Source organism: Arthrobacter sp. SE2 (assembly GCF_058244265.1).
This window is the reverse complement of sequence record NZ_JBZAYA010000021.1, coordinates 47,294-62,904: the sequence shown is the minus strand read 5'-3', so window position 1 is coordinate 62,904 and position 15,611 is coordinate 47,294. Positions and strand designations below refer to the sequence as shown.

At 63.6% G+C, this 15,611-nt stretch carries 15 protein-coding genes; 12 read left to right on the top strand and 3 right to left on the bottom strand.

The features are described from left to right. Positions 1-713: 713 nt before the first annotated feature. Positions 714-1,526 (bottom strand): hypothetical protein, encoded by an 813-nt coding sequence (locus AC4CS3_RS20905; RefSeq protein ID WP_490785045.1) that lies wholly within the window; start codon positions 1,524-1,526, stop codon positions 714-716. Between AC4CS3_RS20905 and AC4CS3_RS20900 the strand changes: the two genes are divergently transcribed. The 9 genes from AC4CS3_RS20900 (at position 1,500) to xerD (ending at position 10,822) form a co-directional block, all read left to right on the top strand. Then, positions 1,500-2,372 carry a hypothetical protein gene (locus tag AC4CS3_RS20900; protein WP_490785044.1) on the top strand — a complete coding sequence of 291 codons (873 nt, stop codon included), beginning with the start codon at positions 1,500-1,502 and terminating at the stop codon, positions 2,370-2,372. The genes AC4CS3_RS20905 and AC4CS3_RS20900 overlap by 27 nt on opposite strands. Beyond that, a complete protein-coding gene (locus AC4CS3_RS20895) occupies positions 2,365-3,354 on the top strand; it encodes an HAD-IIA family hydrolase (RefSeq protein ID WP_490785043.1) in 990 nt (329 codons plus the stop codon). The genes AC4CS3_RS20900 and AC4CS3_RS20895 overlap by 8 nt, the downstream gene beginning before the upstream one ends. A 9-nt stretch (positions 3,355-3,363) precedes the next feature. Next, positions 3,364-3,618: a hypothetical protein gene (locus tag AC4CS3_RS20890; protein WP_490785042.1), complete on the top strand. Its 255-nt coding sequence runs from the start codon at positions 3,364-3,366 to the stop codon at positions 3,616-3,618. 2 nt (positions 3,619-3,620) lie between these two features. Beyond that, on the top strand, positions 3,621-4,487 hold the full coding sequence (locus tag AC4CS3_RS20885) for a TlyA family RNA methyltransferase (protein WP_490785041.1): 867 nt from the start codon (positions 3,621-3,623) through the stop codon (positions 4,485-4,487). Beyond that, positions 4,447-5,469 (top strand): NAD kinase, encoded by a 1,023-nt coding sequence (locus AC4CS3_RS20880; RefSeq protein WP_441414759.1) that lies wholly within the window; start codon positions 4,447-4,449, stop codon positions 5,467-5,469. Before AC4CS3_RS20885 ends, AC4CS3_RS20880 begins: the two co-directional genes overlap by 41 nt. 3 nt (positions 5,470-5,472) lie before the next feature. Next, positions 5,473-7,212, top strand: a complete 1,740-nt coding sequence (gene recN / locus AC4CS3_RS20875) for a DNA repair protein RecN (RefSeq protein ID WP_490785040.1) — start codon at positions 5,473-5,475, stop codon at positions 7,210-7,212. Between the two features lie 211 nt (positions 7,213-7,423). After that, complete coding sequence (gene pyrG / locus AC4CS3_RS20870) at positions 7,424-9,166, top strand: CTP synthase (protein WP_490785039.1); 1,743 nt, start codon at positions 7,424-7,426, stop codon at positions 9,164-9,166. Positions 9,167-9,194: 28 nt separating this feature from the next. Continuing rightward, a complete protein-coding gene (locus AC4CS3_RS20865; protein ID WP_441414762.1) occupies positions 9,195-9,857 on the top strand; it encodes an NUDIX domain-containing protein in 663 nt (220 codons plus the stop codon). Continuing rightward, positions 9,830-10,822 (top strand): site-specific tyrosine recombinase XerD, encoded by a 993-nt coding sequence (gene xerD / locus AC4CS3_RS20860; protein ID WP_490785048.1) that lies wholly within the window; start codon positions 9,830-9,832, stop codon positions 10,820-10,822. The genes AC4CS3_RS20865 and xerD overlap by 28 nt, the downstream gene beginning before the upstream one ends. A gap of 38 nt (positions 10,823-10,860) precedes the next feature. Here xerD and AC4CS3_RS20855 read toward each other — a convergent pair whose 3' ends face one another. After that, positions 10,861-11,601, bottom strand: coding sequence for a hypothetical protein (locus tag AC4CS3_RS20855; RefSeq protein WP_441414764.1), 741 nt, complete (start codon positions 11,599-11,601; stop codon positions 10,861-10,863). 55 nt (positions 11,602-11,656) lie between these two features. On the opposite strand from AC4CS3_RS20855, the gene AC4CS3_RS20850 reads away from it, so the two are divergent. From AC4CS3_RS20850 to AC4CS3_RS20840, 3 genes are all read left to right on the top strand, one after another. Further along, positions 11,657-12,160 (top strand): 8-oxo-dGTP diphosphatase, encoded by a 504-nt coding sequence (locus tag AC4CS3_RS20850; RefSeq protein WP_490785038.1) that lies wholly within the window; start codon positions 11,657-11,659, stop codon positions 12,158-12,160. Between the two features lie 108 nt (positions 12,161-12,268). Then, on the top strand, positions 12,269-12,778 hold the full coding sequence (locus AC4CS3_RS20845; RefSeq protein WP_490785037.1) for an RNA polymerase sigma factor: 510 nt from the start codon (positions 12,269-12,271) through the stop codon (positions 12,776-12,778). 40 nt (positions 12,779-12,818) lie between these two features. Continuing rightward, on the top strand, positions 12,819-14,312 hold the full coding sequence (locus AC4CS3_RS20840) for a hypothetical protein (protein WP_490785036.1): 1,494 nt from the start codon (positions 12,819-12,821) through the stop codon (positions 14,310-14,312). An 82-nt stretch (positions 14,313-14,394) separates the two neighbouring features. Here AC4CS3_RS20840 and AC4CS3_RS20835 read toward each other — a convergent pair whose 3' ends face one another. Next, positions 14,395-15,546 (bottom strand): bifunctional 2-methylcitrate synthase/citrate synthase, encoded by a 1,152-nt coding sequence (locus tag AC4CS3_RS20835; protein ID WP_490785035.1) that lies wholly within the window; start codon positions 15,544-15,546, stop codon positions 14,395-14,397. Between the last annotated feature and the right edge of the window lie 65 nt (positions 15,547-15,611).

Here is a 15,611-nt window from a genome sequence, read left to right as displayed (position 1 = left end):
CCTTTAAAACACCCCCCGGCAAAAACGAGCCGGCACCCCGCCAGCACCCGGTATATGTGAGCGAGGGTTTGGGTTATCAGACCCCCGCCCACCCATGGGCCGGAAATCCCACACCCCCGCTCACCTATGAGCCGGTATCCACCAACGCCGGCTCACCTATCACCCGATATCCACCAACGCCGGCTCACCTATCACCCGGTTTCCACCAACGCCGGCTCACCTATGAGCCGGTTTCCACCAACGCCGGCTCACCTATCACCCGGTTTCCACCAACGCCGGCTCACATATAACGGGGTCGGGGCCAACCCTTGCTCACCCTCGAGCTGGACCGGACCCCAGCCCCGACCCGTCCTCAGCAGCAGTGAACCGGCGTCGCGCCGGCACCCGGTATATGTGAGCAAGCGTCCGGCCGGGACCCAGTATATGTGAGCTAGCGTCCGGCCGGGACCCGGTTATATGTGAGCTGGCGTCCCGCCGGAACCGGTTATATGTGAGCGAGCGTTGTTTGAGGACTCGGATCTGCAAGCCAGCCGAACGTGCTCAGTCATGCTTGGGTTGTGATGATTCCCACGGGAAGCCTGAATAGGCGGCCCTCGAATGCGTTCGTGGATGGCTGTTCACCTAGAATTACATAAGAGATACGAGCCGGATCCCGGCGGCGTGAGAACAAAATACGGATAAGAGCGGCTGCGCATGCGCCAGTGGTCAGCTCACTACAGGAGGAATCCATCATGGCTGAGCACAACGGCGGCAACCGCGGCAACTTCGGCGGTGGCCGTGGCGATCGCGGCCCGTTCCGCGCCAACAACAATTCCGGGGGCGACCCGCGAGGATTCCGTTCCAGGGACAACCGTGACGGCGCTCCTGGCGGTGACCGAGACCGTAAGCCGGCGGGCGATGGTGAGCGCCGTAGCTTTGGTGATCGTCCTCGTCGTGATGGGGATGCGCGTCCGAGCTTTGGTGACCGGGATCGTAAGCCGTTTGGTGATCGTCCGAGCCGCGACGGTGACCGCGACCGCAAACCTTTTGGTGATCGTCCTCGTCGTGATGGGGATGCGCGCCCGAGCTTTGGTGACCGGGATCGTAAGCCATTTGGTGATCGTCCGAGCCGCGACGGTGACCGCGACCGCAAGCCCTTCGGCGACCGCGACCGCAAACCTTTCGGTGATCGTCCTCGTCGTGATGGGGATGCGCGCCCGAGCTTCGGCGACCGTGACCGTAAGCCCTTCGGCGACCGTCCGAGCCGCGACGGCGACGGAGAGCGCCGCAGCTTCGGCGACCGCCCCGAGCGCGGTCCCCGCAAGTTCGATGGCCCACGTAGCGAGGGACGCAGCTTCGGCGGCGGCTCCTGGGAAGAACGTCCCGCGCGGGTTCCGAACGCGGCGGATCTGCGCAGCGCCAACCGCCCGGACCGCGAGCGTTCCCCCGAGATCGACGACGACGTCACGGGCCAGGAACTCGACCGGGTCACGAAGCACCAGATCAAGACCCTTGAAGGCATGAACGCCGATTGGGTCGCCAAGCACCTGGTGATGGCAGGCCGCCTTATCGATATCGATCCTGAGCTGTCCTTCCAGCACGCCTTGGCCGCTAGCCGCCGTGGTGGCAGGTTGGCCGCTGTCCGTGAAGCCGTGGGCCTGACCGCCTACGCTGCCGGCCACTATGGCGAGGCGCTTCGCGAATTCCGCACCTACCGCCGGATCAGCGGCTCCAACGTCCATTTGCCGCTCATGGCTGACTGCGAACGCGGCCTGGGGCGGCCGGACCGTGCGCTGGACGTCGTCCGTTCACCCGAAGCACAGGACCTCGACGCCCCCGGCAAGGTTGAGCTAGCCATTGTGGCTTCCGGTGCCCGGAGCGACCTTGGCCAGTTGGACGCCGCGGTGGCCGAGCTGGAGATCATCCAGCTCGACATCAACCGTGCCTTCTCCTACAGCCCGCGCCTGTTCCGTGCCTACGCAGACGCCCTGACGGCAGTGGGCCGCACGGAAGAAGCCGGCAAGTGGCAGCGCCAGGCAGTTGTGGCTGAAAATGCCCTCGGCGTTGGAGACTTCGAGGACCCGGACATCATCGACCTCGGCGAGGACGATGAAAATGAAGCTCGCAAGCCTCGTTTCCGGAACATCGAAGAGGACACTGAGCGAGCCGAGGAAAGCAAGTCCGAGGCGGCGCCCGCACACGCGGAGACGGTCGTCGGCTCTGAATCCACCGGGCAGGACGACGTGGAACTCGACGACGTCGAGTCTGACTACTTTGAATCCGACGACGCCGAGTCGGACCGCGATTCCGTCGAGGACACCGAGGACACCGAAGAAGACGAGGAAGACGGAGAAGGGGCTTCCGAAGGCGGCGAAGAGACCAAGAATGACTGAGGCCTCGCTGGTTTCGCGTTTCGACGCTGTCCTGTCCGATCTGGACGGAGTCGTGTACGCAGGCCCGCACGCCATTCCCGGCGCTGTGGAGTCCTTGCAGCGGCTTGAGTCGGTCGGGGTGCGCCTGGGTTATGTAACCAACAACGCCTCGCGTACTCCGGCACAGGTTGCCGCGCACCTTCGTGAACTTGGCGCGCCTGCTGAGGATAACCAAGTGGTCAGTTCCTCGCAGGCCGCCGGGGATCTTTTGGCCGGACTCCTGGCTCCGGGTTCGCGGGTAATGATTACCGGCAGCCCGGCGCTGGCCCACGAAATCGAACTCGTGGGCCTCACGCCTGTCCACAGCGCCAAAGAGAACCCCGTGGCTGTGGTCCAGGGCTTCAACCCGGAAATCGCGTGGAAGGATCTGGCCGAGGCGTCTTACGTTGTCGCCGCAGGCGCCCTCTGGGTGGCTACAAATACGGACATGTCCATTCCCCAGGCCCGCGGGATTGCTCCCGGAAACGGCACCCTCGTCGCCGCCGTCGCGTCGGCCACCGGCAAACAGCCGCGGGTAGCCGGCAAGCCGGAGGCCCCGCTCTTCCACTCGGCGGCACGGAGGCTCAAGTCGGAGCGCCCGATCGTCGTCGGAGACCGGCTGGACACCGACATCCTTGGCGGCAACCGTGCGGGCTTCGCGACGGCGGCAGTCCTCACCGGCGTCGATACGCCCGAGTCCATCCTCGCGGCACGCAGCTCGGAACGCCCCGGCTACTTGCTTGCTGATCTCACGGAACTGTACGAGCCGTACCCCGAGATCGTCGAGGAGGACAGCACGTTCCGCTGCGGAAAGGCAACCGCCGAAGTCCACGATGGCCTGATCAAGGTCTCCGGGTCCGAGAAGGATCTGGACGCCTGGCGCGCTGCATGCGCAGCCTGGTGGGCGGCCACCCCCGAGGCTGCAGAGGCTACATCGCCGCGCCTCGAATGGCTGGAAAACTAGACTGGTCCAATGAGCGAGTTGAACGATCACCCGGAGAGCGCCGCCGAAATGAGTGCCATCGATCTGGACGGCCTCGAACCGCAATGCGTCGAACCGCACGATGCCCCATGGCCGGACGACACTACCGCGACAGGTGACGACGCCGTGGATTCCGCCTTGGAGCGGCTGGCGGGCATCTCCACTGTGGCGGTGGCCGAGCACAACAGGGTCTACGCCGAGATCCATGACTCCTTGCTGGCGGCCCTCGACGACGAAAGACGCTGAGCATGGCCAGACTCGACCAGGAACTCGTCAGCCGTGGATTGGCGAGATCACGGACCCATGCCGCGAAACTCATTGCGGACGGAAAAGTCAGTTCCGGGGGAAGCGTTCTCGCCAAGGCAGCGCAACAAGTCTCCGAAGACACGGAAATCGATGTTCAAGCCCACGCCGAGGACGTCTACGTCAGCCGCGCCGGACACAAACTCGCCGGGGCACTGGCTGCCTTCCCTTCTGTTCTTGTGGAAGGCAAGCGGTGCCTCGACGCCGGAGCCTCCACCGGTGGCTTCACTGACGTGCTGCTCCGGCAAGGTGCCGCGCACGTGGTGGCGGTCGACGTCGGGCATGACCAGTTGGTGCCGTCCCTGCGGAACGATCCCCGCGTCGCAGTCCATGAGGGCGTCAACGTCCGCTACATGACGCCCGAGCAGATCGGCGGGCCGGCCGCGCTCACCGTGGCAGACTTGTCCTTCATTTCCCTCACCCTGGTTCTACATCCGCTCGCGGCGTGCACCGAACCCGGGGGCGACCTCGTGCTCATGGTGAAGCCTCAATTCGAGGTCGGCAAGGAACGGCTGAGCCGGACCGGCGTGGTCACCTCCGATCATGAACGGCGTCGCGCGGTGGCCCAAGTCGCCAAAGCGGCCGTGGATGCAGGGCTTCAACTTTGTGGCCTGGCACCGAGTCCCTTGCCGGGCCAGGACGGAAATGTGGAGTACTTCCTGTGGATAAAACGCAGGATGCAGCCGGACTTGCCTAAGATCGAAGAGCGGGACGAGGAAGTTGCTGCACTGATGGAACGACTCTGGACCACCCACAAGAAAGCAGAACACCATGAGCAGGCGCGTTTTGGTCCTTGCCCACACCGGGCGTGAGGACTCCCTTCGCGCGGCCTGGGATGCCTGCGGGCAACTCCACTACTCAGGCCTGATCCCTGTGATGCAGAAGTCGGAACTGGACGACATCGAACGGTTCTACGGCGTGGTGGATAAGCCGATCGAGATCCTCCACGAGGATGTCCGGTTGGAGGACGTCGAACTCGTCATGGTTCTTGGCGGTGACGGCACCATCCTGCGCGCTGCCGAGCTGGTACGCAACGTCGATGTTCCCCTGTTGGGCGTCAATCTCGGGCATGTCGGGTTCCTCGCCGAAAGCGAGCGGGCCGATCTTGCCCAGACCGTCGAGTGGATCGCGAGCCGCGAATACACGGTGGAAGAGCGTATGACCATCGATGTCCAGGTGTGGGTCCGCGGCCAGAAGATCTGGCATACCTGGGCCCTCAACGAGGCCGCCATTGAAAAGGCCGACCGGGAGCGCATGATCGAAGTGGTGACCGAAGTGGATGAACGTCCGCTGACGTCTTTCGGCTGTGACGGAGTGGTGCTCGCGACCCCTACGGGTTCCACGGCTTACGCCTTCTCATCGGGCGGGCCTGTGGTGTGGCCCGAGGTTGAAGCCCTGGTGATTGTCCCCATCAGCGCCCACGCCCTCTTCGCCAAACCTCTCGTGGTTTCGCCGCGGTCCAGGCTGGCAGTGGAGATCCTCACCCGGACTGACGCCCAAGGCGTGCTTTGGTGCGATGGCCGCCGTTCCGTGGACCTCCCGCCCGGCGCACGGATCGAAGTAACAAGGTCCACCCGGCCTGTGCGGCTTGCCCGCACCCACCAGACCCCGTTTTCAGCGCGGCTCGTGCGGAAGTTTGAGCTCCCCATCCACGGCTGGCGGGGTCCGGCACCCCGTTCGGCTGACATCCACACCGGTCCTACCCCCGTGATCAGGACCTTCAAGCCCAGCCCTTTGCCGGCGCCCCAGGACGTGCGGACAGGCAGAGCGGCCGACCCCACAAAGGAGATGTAAACCATGATCGAGGAACTCCGGATCCGTGATCTCGGCGTCATCACCGACGCCACGTTGCCGTTGGGGCGCGGCCTGAGCGTCGTTACGGGCGAAACCGGTGCCGGTAAGACCATGGTGGTCACCGCCGTGGGCCTCCTCCTGGGAGCCCGGTCGGACGCAGGCGCGGTACGTTCCGGTGCCAAGTCGGCCTCTGCAGAGGCCCGGCTCTTGCTTGATCCGGGACATGCCGCCGTCGAACGGGCCGTAGAGGCCGGCGGCGACGCGGAAGAGTACGACGGCGGCACCCAGCTCCTGCTGGCCCGCACAGTGGGCGCAGACGGCCGCAGCCGTGCTTTCGTGGGCGGCCGGTCGGCGCCTGTGGGCGTGCTGGCGGAACTTGGCGAGAGTCTGGTGGTGGTGCACGGCCAGTCGGACCAGATACGTCTCAAGGGTGCCGTGGCGCAGCGGCACGCACTGGACCGCTTCGCCGGGGCCGAGCTCGCCGCGATGCTCACGGAATATCAGGGGCTTTACGGGCATTGGAAGTCCAGCCAGGCGGAGCTCGATACCCTCCGCGGCGAGGCCCGGGAAAGGCTGCGCGAGGCGGAATCGCTCGCGGTCGCGCTCAACGAAATCGACGACGTCGATCCCCAGCCCGGCGAGGACGAATCCCTCAAGGCCGAGGCAGTGAAGCTGGCGAATGTGGAAGAGCTCCGCATCGCCGCCGCGGCAGCGCATGAAGCCCTGATCTCGGAGGAATTCGGCGAGACAGCTGATGCCACGACGCTGATTGACTCGGCCAAACGGGCATTGGACCAGGTTTCAGAACATGACGAAGCGTTGGCGGGAGCCGCCGCACGCCTCGCCGAGATCGGCTTCCTCATCAATGACATAGCGGGGGAGCTGTCCAGCTACCAAGCGTCCCTGGACTCTGAGGGGCCCGAACGGCTTTCGGAGATCGAGGAGCGGCGCGCAGCACTGGCCAAACTCATCCGGAAGTACGCTCCGAACATCGACGAGGTCTTGGAATGGGCGGCAGCGTCGAGGACCCGGCTTGACGAACTGCAGGATGACTCGAGCCGGATCGAAGCCCTTGACGCCGACGTAACCGCCGCGGAGTCGACGCTGCGAAAGCAAGCCGCGCGCATCTCGAAGTCGCGATCAAAGGCGGCCAAGGAGCTCTCCGCGCGCGTAAGTGCGGAGCTCACAGCGCTTGCGATGGCCGACGCAACCCTGGTGATCGAGGTGGACAGCCAAGGGCAGTTGGGGCCGCACGGCGTCGATGACATCTCCTTCCTCCTGCAACCGCACGCGGGCGCCCCTGCCCGTCCTCTCGGCAAGGGCGCGTCCGGTGGTGAATTGTCCCGCGTCATGCTTGCCATCGAAGTGGTCCTCGCCGCTGTGGACCCTGTGCCCACCTTTGTCTTTGACGAGGTAGATGCCGGAGTGGGCGGGCGTGCCGCCGTCGAGATCGGACGCCGGCTTGCCATGCTGGCCCGCCACGTCCAGGTGCTGGTGGTGACCCATCTGCCGCAGGTGGCCGCCTTCGCCGACCAACATATCCGCGTCACCAAGACCTCCGTCAGGGGAAGCGACGGCAAGACCGCCACGGGCTTCACGTCCAGCGACGTCCAACTCCTCGATGACGAGGAACGCGTGAAGGAGCTTGCCAGGATGCTGGCAGGACAGGAAGACTCCGAGTCTGCGCGTGCGCATGCCCAGGAATTGCTGGACGACGCGAAGCTTCTGCCCCAACAGGCGTAGCCGCCCGGCAGCCGTCTGGGACATCGGTCACATGAGCGCCTTCGCCTGTCCCTGAGGCTCCTTCTGCGGTACCTGAGGCCAAGTAGCGGATTCCCGGGCGGCTGAGCTGTTTTGCCGGTCCGGGTGGACTTTACTCTTGATCCTTGGCCCATGGCAGGGGACTATTGAGCATTTGGGAAAACGGCTAGCGGATCCTTTGGAGGCGCAATTGATGATAGGCTCGAATTCCGTGGTGCAGCGATCAAATTCCCGTGTAAATTCCCGGTTCCCGGGCTCGTCCAAGACGACCAAACACATCTTTGTCACTGGCGGTGTGGCGTCCTCGCTCGGTAAGGGACTGACGGCTTCGAGCCTCGGCCACCTGCTGCGGGCACGCGGTTTGTCTGTAACTATGCAGAAGCTCGATCCCTATCTCAACGTGGATCCGGGCACGATGAACCCCTTCCAGCACGGCGAAGTCTTCGTCACTGACGACGGCGCCGAAACCGACCTCGACATCGGACACTACGAGCGCTTCCTCGATGAGAACCTTGAGGGTTCGGCCAACGTCACAACCGGCCAGATCTACTCGACAGTCATCGCCAAGGAACGGCGTGGTGAGTACCTCGGCGACACCGTCCAGGTCATCCCGCACATCACGGATGAGATCAAGCGCCGCATGCGCCTCCCCGCTGAGGGCAAGAACGCTCCTGATGTCATCATCACCGAAATCGGCGGCACCGTTGGCGACATCGAGTCGCAGCCTTTCCTCGAGTCCGCACGCCAGGTCCGCCAGGACATCGGCCGGAACAACGTCTTTTTCCTGCACGTCTCCTTGGTGCCGTACATCGGCCCCTCGCAGGAACTGAAGACCAAACCAACACAGCACTCTGTTGCCGCGCTACGCTCCCTCGGCATCCAGCCGGAAGCGATTGTGATCCGCTCGGACCGCGAAGTGCCTGACGCTATGCGCGAAAAGATCGGCCGCATGTGCGACGTCGACATTGACGCAGTGATCAACGCCGCCGACGCTCCCAGCATCTACGACATCCCCAAGACGCTGCACTCCCAGGGCCTTGACTCCTACGTCGTCCGAGCCCTGGATCTCCCGTTCAAGGACGTCGACTGGACCAGCTGGGACAAGCTCCTCGAAGCTGTCCACAACCCCAAGCACCACGTAGAAGTTGCCTTGGTGGGCAAGTACATCGACCTCCCGGACGCTTACTTGTCCGTGACCGAGGCCTTGCGTGCCGGTGGTTTTGCGAACGAAACCAAGGTCATGATCCGCTGGGTCCCGTCCGACGAGTGTGAAACCCTCGAAGGCGCCACCAAGTCCTTGGCCGGCGTCGACGCCATTTGTGTTCCCGGGGGCTTCGGTATCCGTGGCCTGGAGGGCAAGCTCGGCGCACTCAAGTTCGCCCGCGAGACGAAGCTTCCGGTGCTGGGCCTGTGCCTCGGTCTTCAGTGCATGGTCATCGAGTACGCCCGCAATGTGGTCGGCCTCGAGGGCGCGTCCTCCAGCGAGTTCGAGCCTGACTCCAAGTACCCGGTCATCGCCACCATGGAAGAACAGCTCGACATCGTGGACGGCAAGGGCGACCTTGGCGGCACGATGCGCCTGGGCCTTTACGAAGCCAAGTTGAACGAAGGCTCCGTGGTCGCAGAGACGTATGGTGCAACAACTGTTAGCGAGCGTCACCGGCACCGCTACGAGGTCAACAACAAGTACCGCGAGCAGATCGCAGCCGAGGGACTCGTGTTCTCCGGAACGTCTCCCGATGGCAAGCTGGTTGAGTTCGTGGAACTGCCGCGCGAAGTACACCCGTACTACGTTGCAACTCAGGCCCACCCCGAGCTCAGCTCCCGCCCCACGCGCCCCCACCCGCTGTTTGCCGGCCTCGTGAAGGCTGCGCTTGAGCGTCAGTCAGGCGTGGATTCGCTAGCAAAGTCAGCCCGCAAGGTCGCTGCGAAGTAATCGCTCACACGAAATGAAGGACGGCGCGATGCCCGGTATTTCTGAAACCCCCAGCACTTTTCGGAGGGTTTCGGACATGCCGAGCCCGCGCCGTCTTTTGTCGTCCAACAAGGTCTATGAAGGCCGTATTTGGGACGTCGTCAGTGACGCCTTCGAGCTGGGCGAAGACACCGGCACTTTGGTCCGCGACTACATCGACCATCCTGGCGCTGTAGCGGTACTGCCGATGAATGTCGACGGCGAAATCCTGTTGCTCAAGCAATATCGCCACCCCGTAGGCATGGATCTGTGGGAGATTCCTGCCGGGCTTCTTGATGTGGCCGGCGAAGACTTCGTAGTCGGCGCAGCCCGGGAGCTCGCAGAAGAGGCAGATCTCACCGCAGCCACGTGGAATGTCCTCGCCGACTTCTTCAATTCACCGGGATCCTCGAGCGAGGCGATCCGAATCTATCTGGCGCGGGGACTGGGAGACGTGCCCGAGGCCGAACGCCACGTCCGCACGGAGGAGGAATCCGAAATCGAGCTGGTGTGGGTGCCTCTCGATGAAGCTGTTTTGGCAGTGCTGGAAGGCCGCCTGCACAACCCGTCCGCCGTCGTCGGGATCCTCGCCGTCGCAGCTGCCCGCGCCGACGGCTTCAGGAACCTGCGGCCGGCCAACGCTCCCTGGCCCGCCCACCCGAGCCAGCGCTGACCGTGCCCCAGCTCGCGGAGACCAGGGTCCAGACCGCCATTGACCGGGCCGTCACGGACTACCTGCAGCACCTCGGCGTGGAACGCGGCCTTGCAAGCAACACCTTGTCCGCCTACCGCAGGGATCTGTCCCGCTATTCGAACTTCCTGGCAGGGTCCGGTGTCGACAAGCCGGGAAATATCTCCCGCCACGATGTCACCGCCTTTGTCCAGGCCCTGGCCGACGGCTCAGACGGCGGCGCCGCACTCGGCGTCCGTTCGGCGGCACGCACCGTGGTTGCCGTCCGGGGCCTCCACAAGTTCTGGGCCCTGGAGGGAACGACGACGGCGGACCCCGCGAGCGATGTCCACCCGCCAATGCCCGGCAAGCGTCTGCCGAAGGCCATTAGCGTCGGCGAAGTGACCCGGATCCTCGAAGCCGCCGGTGCCGATACCGCCACCGGGTTGAGGGACCGGGCACTTTTGGAGTTCCTCTACTCCACGGGTGCCCGCATCAGCGAAGCGGTGGGGCTTGACGTCGACGATGTCTCCCTCGAGGCGGAGGCCGATTGGCCCGCGATCGTGCGGCTCTTCGGAAAGGGCTCCAAGGAGCGCTTGGTGCCGCTGGGGTCCTACGGTGCCCGCGCCGTCGGATCCTATGTGGTCCGCGGAAGGCCTGCGTTGGCCGCCAAAGGAAAAGGCACCCCGGCGCTGTTCCTGAATGCCCGCGGCGGCCGGATCAGCAGGCAAAGCGCCTGGACCATTCTCAAGACTGCGGCCGAGAAGGCCAACATCACCAAGGATGTCTCCCCGCACACCCTGAGGCATTCTTTCGCCACTCATCTGCTTGAGGGCGGCGCCGATGTCCGGGTGGTGCAGGAACTCCTGGGCCATGCCTCGGTGACCACCACACAGGTGTATACCTTGGTCACTGCCGACACATTGCGCGAGGTGTATGCGGCTGCGCATCCGCGGGCGCTCGGCTGACCCCTCGCGCTGCACGCTGGAGACTTACCGCGGTCCGGTTACGCCAAGACCTTGAAGGTCAGCTCCACCGCGTTCAAGAACAGCGCCAGAATGGACATCCCGAGGCCGGCCACGAGCAGAAGGCCCGGGTGCGCCAAGCCGACAACCACCCGCCTCAGATCAGGCCGGGAGCGCAGGAATTTCCTTGGCACCCGTGAGCTGGCGGGACTTTGGCTCCAGCCACGCAAACGTCGCAGGAACCACGCGCAGCGGACGATGAAAGCCATCCACAGGACCGAAATGACAAGCGGGACTGCTGCCACGAGCAAGTTGAAGCCGAGGGCCGTCACTTCGCGCTCGGAATTTCCCACTGCGGCCTGGACAGTCGTGGAGATCGAGGCGCTCATGACCACTGAGACGCCCCACACGAGGAATGCAGTCACCAAGGCAAGGAATCTCACGAAGAAGTGGCCAAGCACTGATTCGTTTTGTGGTTTCAAATGCCTGCGGGGAGTAGCGTTCAGCACCGCGAGTGTAGACAGAAGGGTCGGCAGCGCGGCCATGCCGACCAGCAGGTACCAGCTCCAGCCGGCCAGGTCCAGGAATTCATCGAGGATGATCAACACCGCCCAGAAACCGGTCCATGCCCACCCGGCGTAGAGCGGATGCCGGACCAGCCAGCCCGGCAGCCAGGCCTCGGAAGCGTCCGCTGCCTGGGCACTCGCCTCGCTCCCCGGGGCATCTGCTTCTCCCGGCGGGGCACTCGCCGTCGTGGGACCTTCACCCCCATCCACGCTCATGGGCCAACTGTAGCAAGGACACACTTGCGAAGCCCCGCAGAGTTAGGCTTGGTCAATGACTGCAGCCCACGTCACCCTGTGCTTCCTGCTCCGCGACGGCGACGCCGGACAGGAGGTGCTCCTGGGCCGGAAGAAGACCGGCTTCGGCACGGGGAAAATCGTGGGCGTCGGCGGACACGTGGAATCCGGAGAGACAGCCGCCGAGGCTGTATGCCGGGAAGTTCAGGAGGAGATCTTCGTCCACGTGGAAGAAGAGGATCTCATTCCTGCCGGGACAGTGGATTTCGTCTTCCCTGCCAAGCCCGAGTGGAACATGTTCACAACGGTGTACCTGAGCGGGAGATGGACCGGCGAACCCGCCGAAAGTGATGAAATAGCGCCGCACTGGTACCGGGTGAAAGGACTACCTGTCGAGCGGATGTGGGCCGACGCCGAACACTGGCTTCCCGCCATGATTTCCGGTCAACGCATCGCAGTTGAAGTCGTGCTTGCTGATGACAACGAAAGTGTCGCCGAAGTTCACACTGGCGAGTGGCTGGATTCGGGAGCAGCGCGCTAGCTGCGAGGAATCTTCAAGAAAGCTTGGTTGGAAATGTAACTTTGTCCGGCTTCTTGGAAATTACCCTCGTAGCCGGTAACCACAGGCTTAAAACTTCAAGGGGGGACCATGCTTTCGGAACGGGAGCTGGCGTTTATCACGCTTCACAAGGACTGTTACCCACGCGTTTTCGGCTTTGTTCGACGACGCGTTTCAGATGCGGAATTAGCGCAGGAGCTCGCGGCGGACGTGTTTCGCGTGGCATGGCAAAAATGGGATGAAGCAAGGGCGACTGAACCCGCGTGGTTGTTCGCCGTAGCTCGGAATCTGCTGGGGAACGCCTACCGTAGCCACGAACGTCAGCAGGCATTGCATTTGCGGCTTAGGGAATCCGCAGGTGCCACCGGTGCTACTGCCGAAAGCAACGAAGTTGTGGAACATGCCATGGCTGCTTTGAGGGAAAAGGACCGTGACGTCCTGCAACTCGCGTATTGGGATGAACTCTCGATCGCAGAAATCGCCGGCGTGCTGCAGTGTAGCGAATCGGCCGCCAAGGTGCGTCTACACCGAGCCCGCGAGGCATTCCGGAAGGCCATGCCGGTCCGGGCCGAAACCGCTTCACAGAAAATGGGGGCATGAAATGGATGCCATCAAGAATTTGATTTCCGCAACTGATCCGTTGAAAGCAGATCCAGCTGCGGTCCCCGACGCCGAGACGGTACTGCGGCAAATTGTCACGGACCGTTCCGAAGCCGTTGACAAGATGCCGCCGGACGTCCGGTCCTTGGCCGATGCCAAGCGGCAGCGCGCCATGCGCATTGCTGGATTGCTCACTATCGCTGCAGCTGCCGTAACGGCTGGTGTGCTGGTGGTGTCGAATCTGGGCGCGTTGACCGGGGCTCCTGCTCCGGCCAATTCCGGGCATGTGACTCCGGCTCCCTCCGCCACCCCGTCAACCTCCGCAACGCCCACTGCGACACCAACACCAACACCAACCCCAACTGTAAGCATGGCCCCCGCTGTCCGGTGGAAGACGTTTACAGACGCGACATCGCAGGCGACGTTCGAGCTGCCTGAGAGCTGGTTCGTAGTGGAGCGACCGACGATGATTGCCGGCGGATCGTACAACCAGGCTTCAATACGGGATGCAGAGAACAAGCAGGTGGCGGTGCTGAACTTGGTCTACGACGGGGCTATTGGTGGCTGTGCCAATCCCAAGCCGTACTCTCCAAAGCCGGTCACGGTCCTGGATTCGGTGGATCTGGATATCCCGCAGAAGGCAGACAAGGTCGCATGGTTTTCAGGAGCCAAGGGCTCCGCGCTTGGTCCCTCTCGTTTCACATTCACTGTGATCGAAGGCGATCGCGTCTACGGCACAGTCGCGCTCTCGGAGGAGCATGAGTTGCCCGGAACACCTGTGTGCCACCAAATCAATGGCATTACCGGACCGGACAACGTTCCCTTGGTCGAATTTGGTGACACTTGGGCGATGGCCGCAGACGGCTCGAACGCGCCTCTCGTCTTCGACACCATGGCGGAGGCACGGGCCTACATGCAGACGCAGGATTACCAGGATATGAAGCGGATGTTGAGCTCTTTGTCCCTGAAGCCCAGCAAAACTGTGGTCTCCTCTATTTACACAAGCCAAGCTGCGAAGGTCCAGTTCGATTTGCCAACGGGATGGACAGCGGCCGAGGTGCCCGCGGGGACGGCGGAATTCCCGGCCTTGGGGATTGACGTCACCAACGAGTCTGGCAAGAGGGTCGCCCAGCTGTACCGCGGCTCCGGAGGTGGCCTCGGTGGCGCCTGCGGTCCCAGTGAGCGCTACAAAGTGACGGAGCTCGATTCCTTCACCATGGGATATTCCTGGGCGGAAGCAGCAGGTGCCAGGTTCTCATACCGCGTGCTGGACCAAACCCCGGTGGGCAAAGGCTTGAGCTATGAAGTTGGTCTCGTCGACAAGTCCAGCGGGCAGCTGACGGACACGTGCCCGACCCTGATGTACGCAGTGGTCAGTGGGGCCCCCAAGGGCTCCCTGTCCTTTGCCGACAGGAGCATCCAAGGTCCCGGAGCTCCGGTCTTCGACACCATGCACGAAGCCATGGCCTACATGGGGACACCCGAGTACGCAAAGCTGAAGCTCATGATGACGAGCCTCGTACTCACCGATTAGCAAACCTGGCTACAGGACAATAACGACGGCGGGCCGGCCACGTCCCAGGCGGGTGACCGGCCCGGCGTCGTACTTGGTGAAATTACGGCAGGTGCCGTTCATCCACGCCGTTGTATTCGCTGAGCGGACGGATCAGGGAGTTCGATCCGAGCTGCTCCATGATGTGTGCGGTCCAGCCGGTGATGCGGCTCGCGACGAACAGCGGGGTGAAGGTGGGGGTGTCGAAGCCCATGAGGTGGTACGTGGGACCGGCGGGGTAGTCGAGGTTGGGTTTGATCGCCTTGGCCTCATCCATGGCCTGTTCCAGCCCGTTGTACAGGCCCAGGATCTCCGGCCGGCCGTAGTGGGCGATCATCTTGTCCAGCGCTGCCTTCATGGTGGGCACCCTGGAGTCCCCGTGCTTGTAGACGCGGTGCCCGAATCCCATGACCTTCTTCTTCTGCGCAAGGGCGTGCTCCATCCAGGTCTTCGCCCGGCCGGCGGCCTCATCGAGCGATTCCTCGGTGCGGATCCCGATTTCCTCGAAGGTGTGCATGACCGCCTCGTTGGCGCCACCGTGCAGCGGACCCTTGAGGGCACCGATCGCCGCGGTGACCGCGGAGTGCAGGTCCGAGAGCGTGGAGGTGACAACGCGGGCCGTGAAGGTGGACGCGTTGAAGGAGTGCTCGGCGTAAAGGATCATCGAGACGTTGAAGGCCTTCACGACCTCGTCCACCGGGTCCTCACCGAACGTCATCCACAGGAAATTCGCGGAATATCCGAGGTCGTCCCGCGGTGCCACGGGTTCGATGGACTGGCCCTCCGCGCGCCGGCGGCGCTGGTCGTAGGCGACCACTGCCGGCATGGCGGCGAACAGGTCAATTGCCTTGGTCATGTTGGCTTCGGGGGTGGATACCTCGGCCAGCGGGTGCCGTGCTCCCAGCACTGAAGCGGCCGTTCGGCAGACATCCATGGGGTGGGCAGTCGTCGGCAGAGTATCGATGACCTGCTTCACTACAGGGTCAAGGGCGCGGCCCGCGCGCTCGCGGGCTGTGAACTCTGCAAGTTCCTCCGGCGTGGGCAGTTCACCGTTCCACAGCAGGAAGGCAACTTCCTCGAAGCTGCACTTGGCGGCGAGTTCCTGCACGGGGTAGCCGCGGTAGAGCAGCGAGTTGGTGTCCGGGTTGACCTTGGAGATTGCGGTGTAGTCAACCACGACGCCGGCCAGGCCCTTCTTGATCTCAACAGCTACCATGCTGTTCTCCTTCGTTCATCGGCAAACACTCCGGAATAGCCCGGAGCGCCTGCATCCCTTGGTTG

What these genes read in the sequence shown, in the direction of transcription:
- AC4CS3_RS20850 (WP_490785038.1), top strand. Translation starts at nt 11,657, where the DNA reads ATGACTGCAGCCCACGTCACCCTGTGCTTCCTGCTCCGCGACGGCGAC.
- AC4CS3_RS20895 (WP_490785043.1), top strand. Translation starts at nt 2,365, where the DNA reads ATGACTGAGGCCTCGCTGGTTTCGCGTTTCGACGCTGTCCTGTCCGAT.
- AC4CS3_RS20890 (WP_490785042.1), top strand. Translation starts at nt 3,364, where the DNA reads ATGAGCGAGTTGAACGATCACCCGGAGAGCGCCGCCGAAATGAGTGCC.
- AC4CS3_RS20865 (WP_441414762.1), top strand. Translation starts at nt 9,195, where the DNA reads ATGCCCGGTATTTCTGAAACCCCCAGCACTTTTCGGAGGGTTTCGGAC.
- pyrG (WP_490785039.1), top strand. Translation starts at nt 7,424, where the DNA reads ATGATAGGCTCGAATTCCGTGGTGCAGCGATCAAATTCCCGTGTAAAT.
- AC4CS3_RS20855 (WP_441414764.1), bottom strand. Translation starts at nt 11,601, where the DNA reads ATGAGCGTGGATGGGGGTGAAGGTCCCACGACGGCGAGTGCCCCGCCG.
- AC4CS3_RS20885 (WP_490785041.1), top strand. Translation starts at nt 3,621, where the DNA reads ATGGCCAGACTCGACCAGGAACTCGTCAGCCGTGGATTGGCGAGATCA.
- AC4CS3_RS20880 (WP_441414759.1), top strand. Translation starts at nt 4,447, where the DNA reads ATGAGCAGGCGCGTTTTGGTCCTTGCCCACACCGGGCGTGAGGACTCC.
- AC4CS3_RS20900 (WP_490785044.1), top strand. Translation starts at nt 1,500, where the DNA reads ATGAACGCCGATTGGGTCGCCAAGCACCTGGTGATGGCAGGCCGCCTT.
- AC4CS3_RS20845 (WP_490785037.1), top strand. Translation starts at nt 12,269, where the DNA reads ATGCTTTCGGAACGGGAGCTGGCGTTTATCACGCTTCACAAGGACTGT.
- recN (WP_490785040.1), top strand. Translation starts at nt 5,473, where the DNA reads ATGATCGAGGAACTCCGGATCCGTGATCTCGGCGTCATCACCGACGCC.
- AC4CS3_RS20835 (WP_490785035.1), bottom strand. Translation starts at nt 15,546, where the DNA reads ATGGTAGCTGTTGAGATCAAGAAGGGCCTGGCCGGCGTCGTGGTTGAC.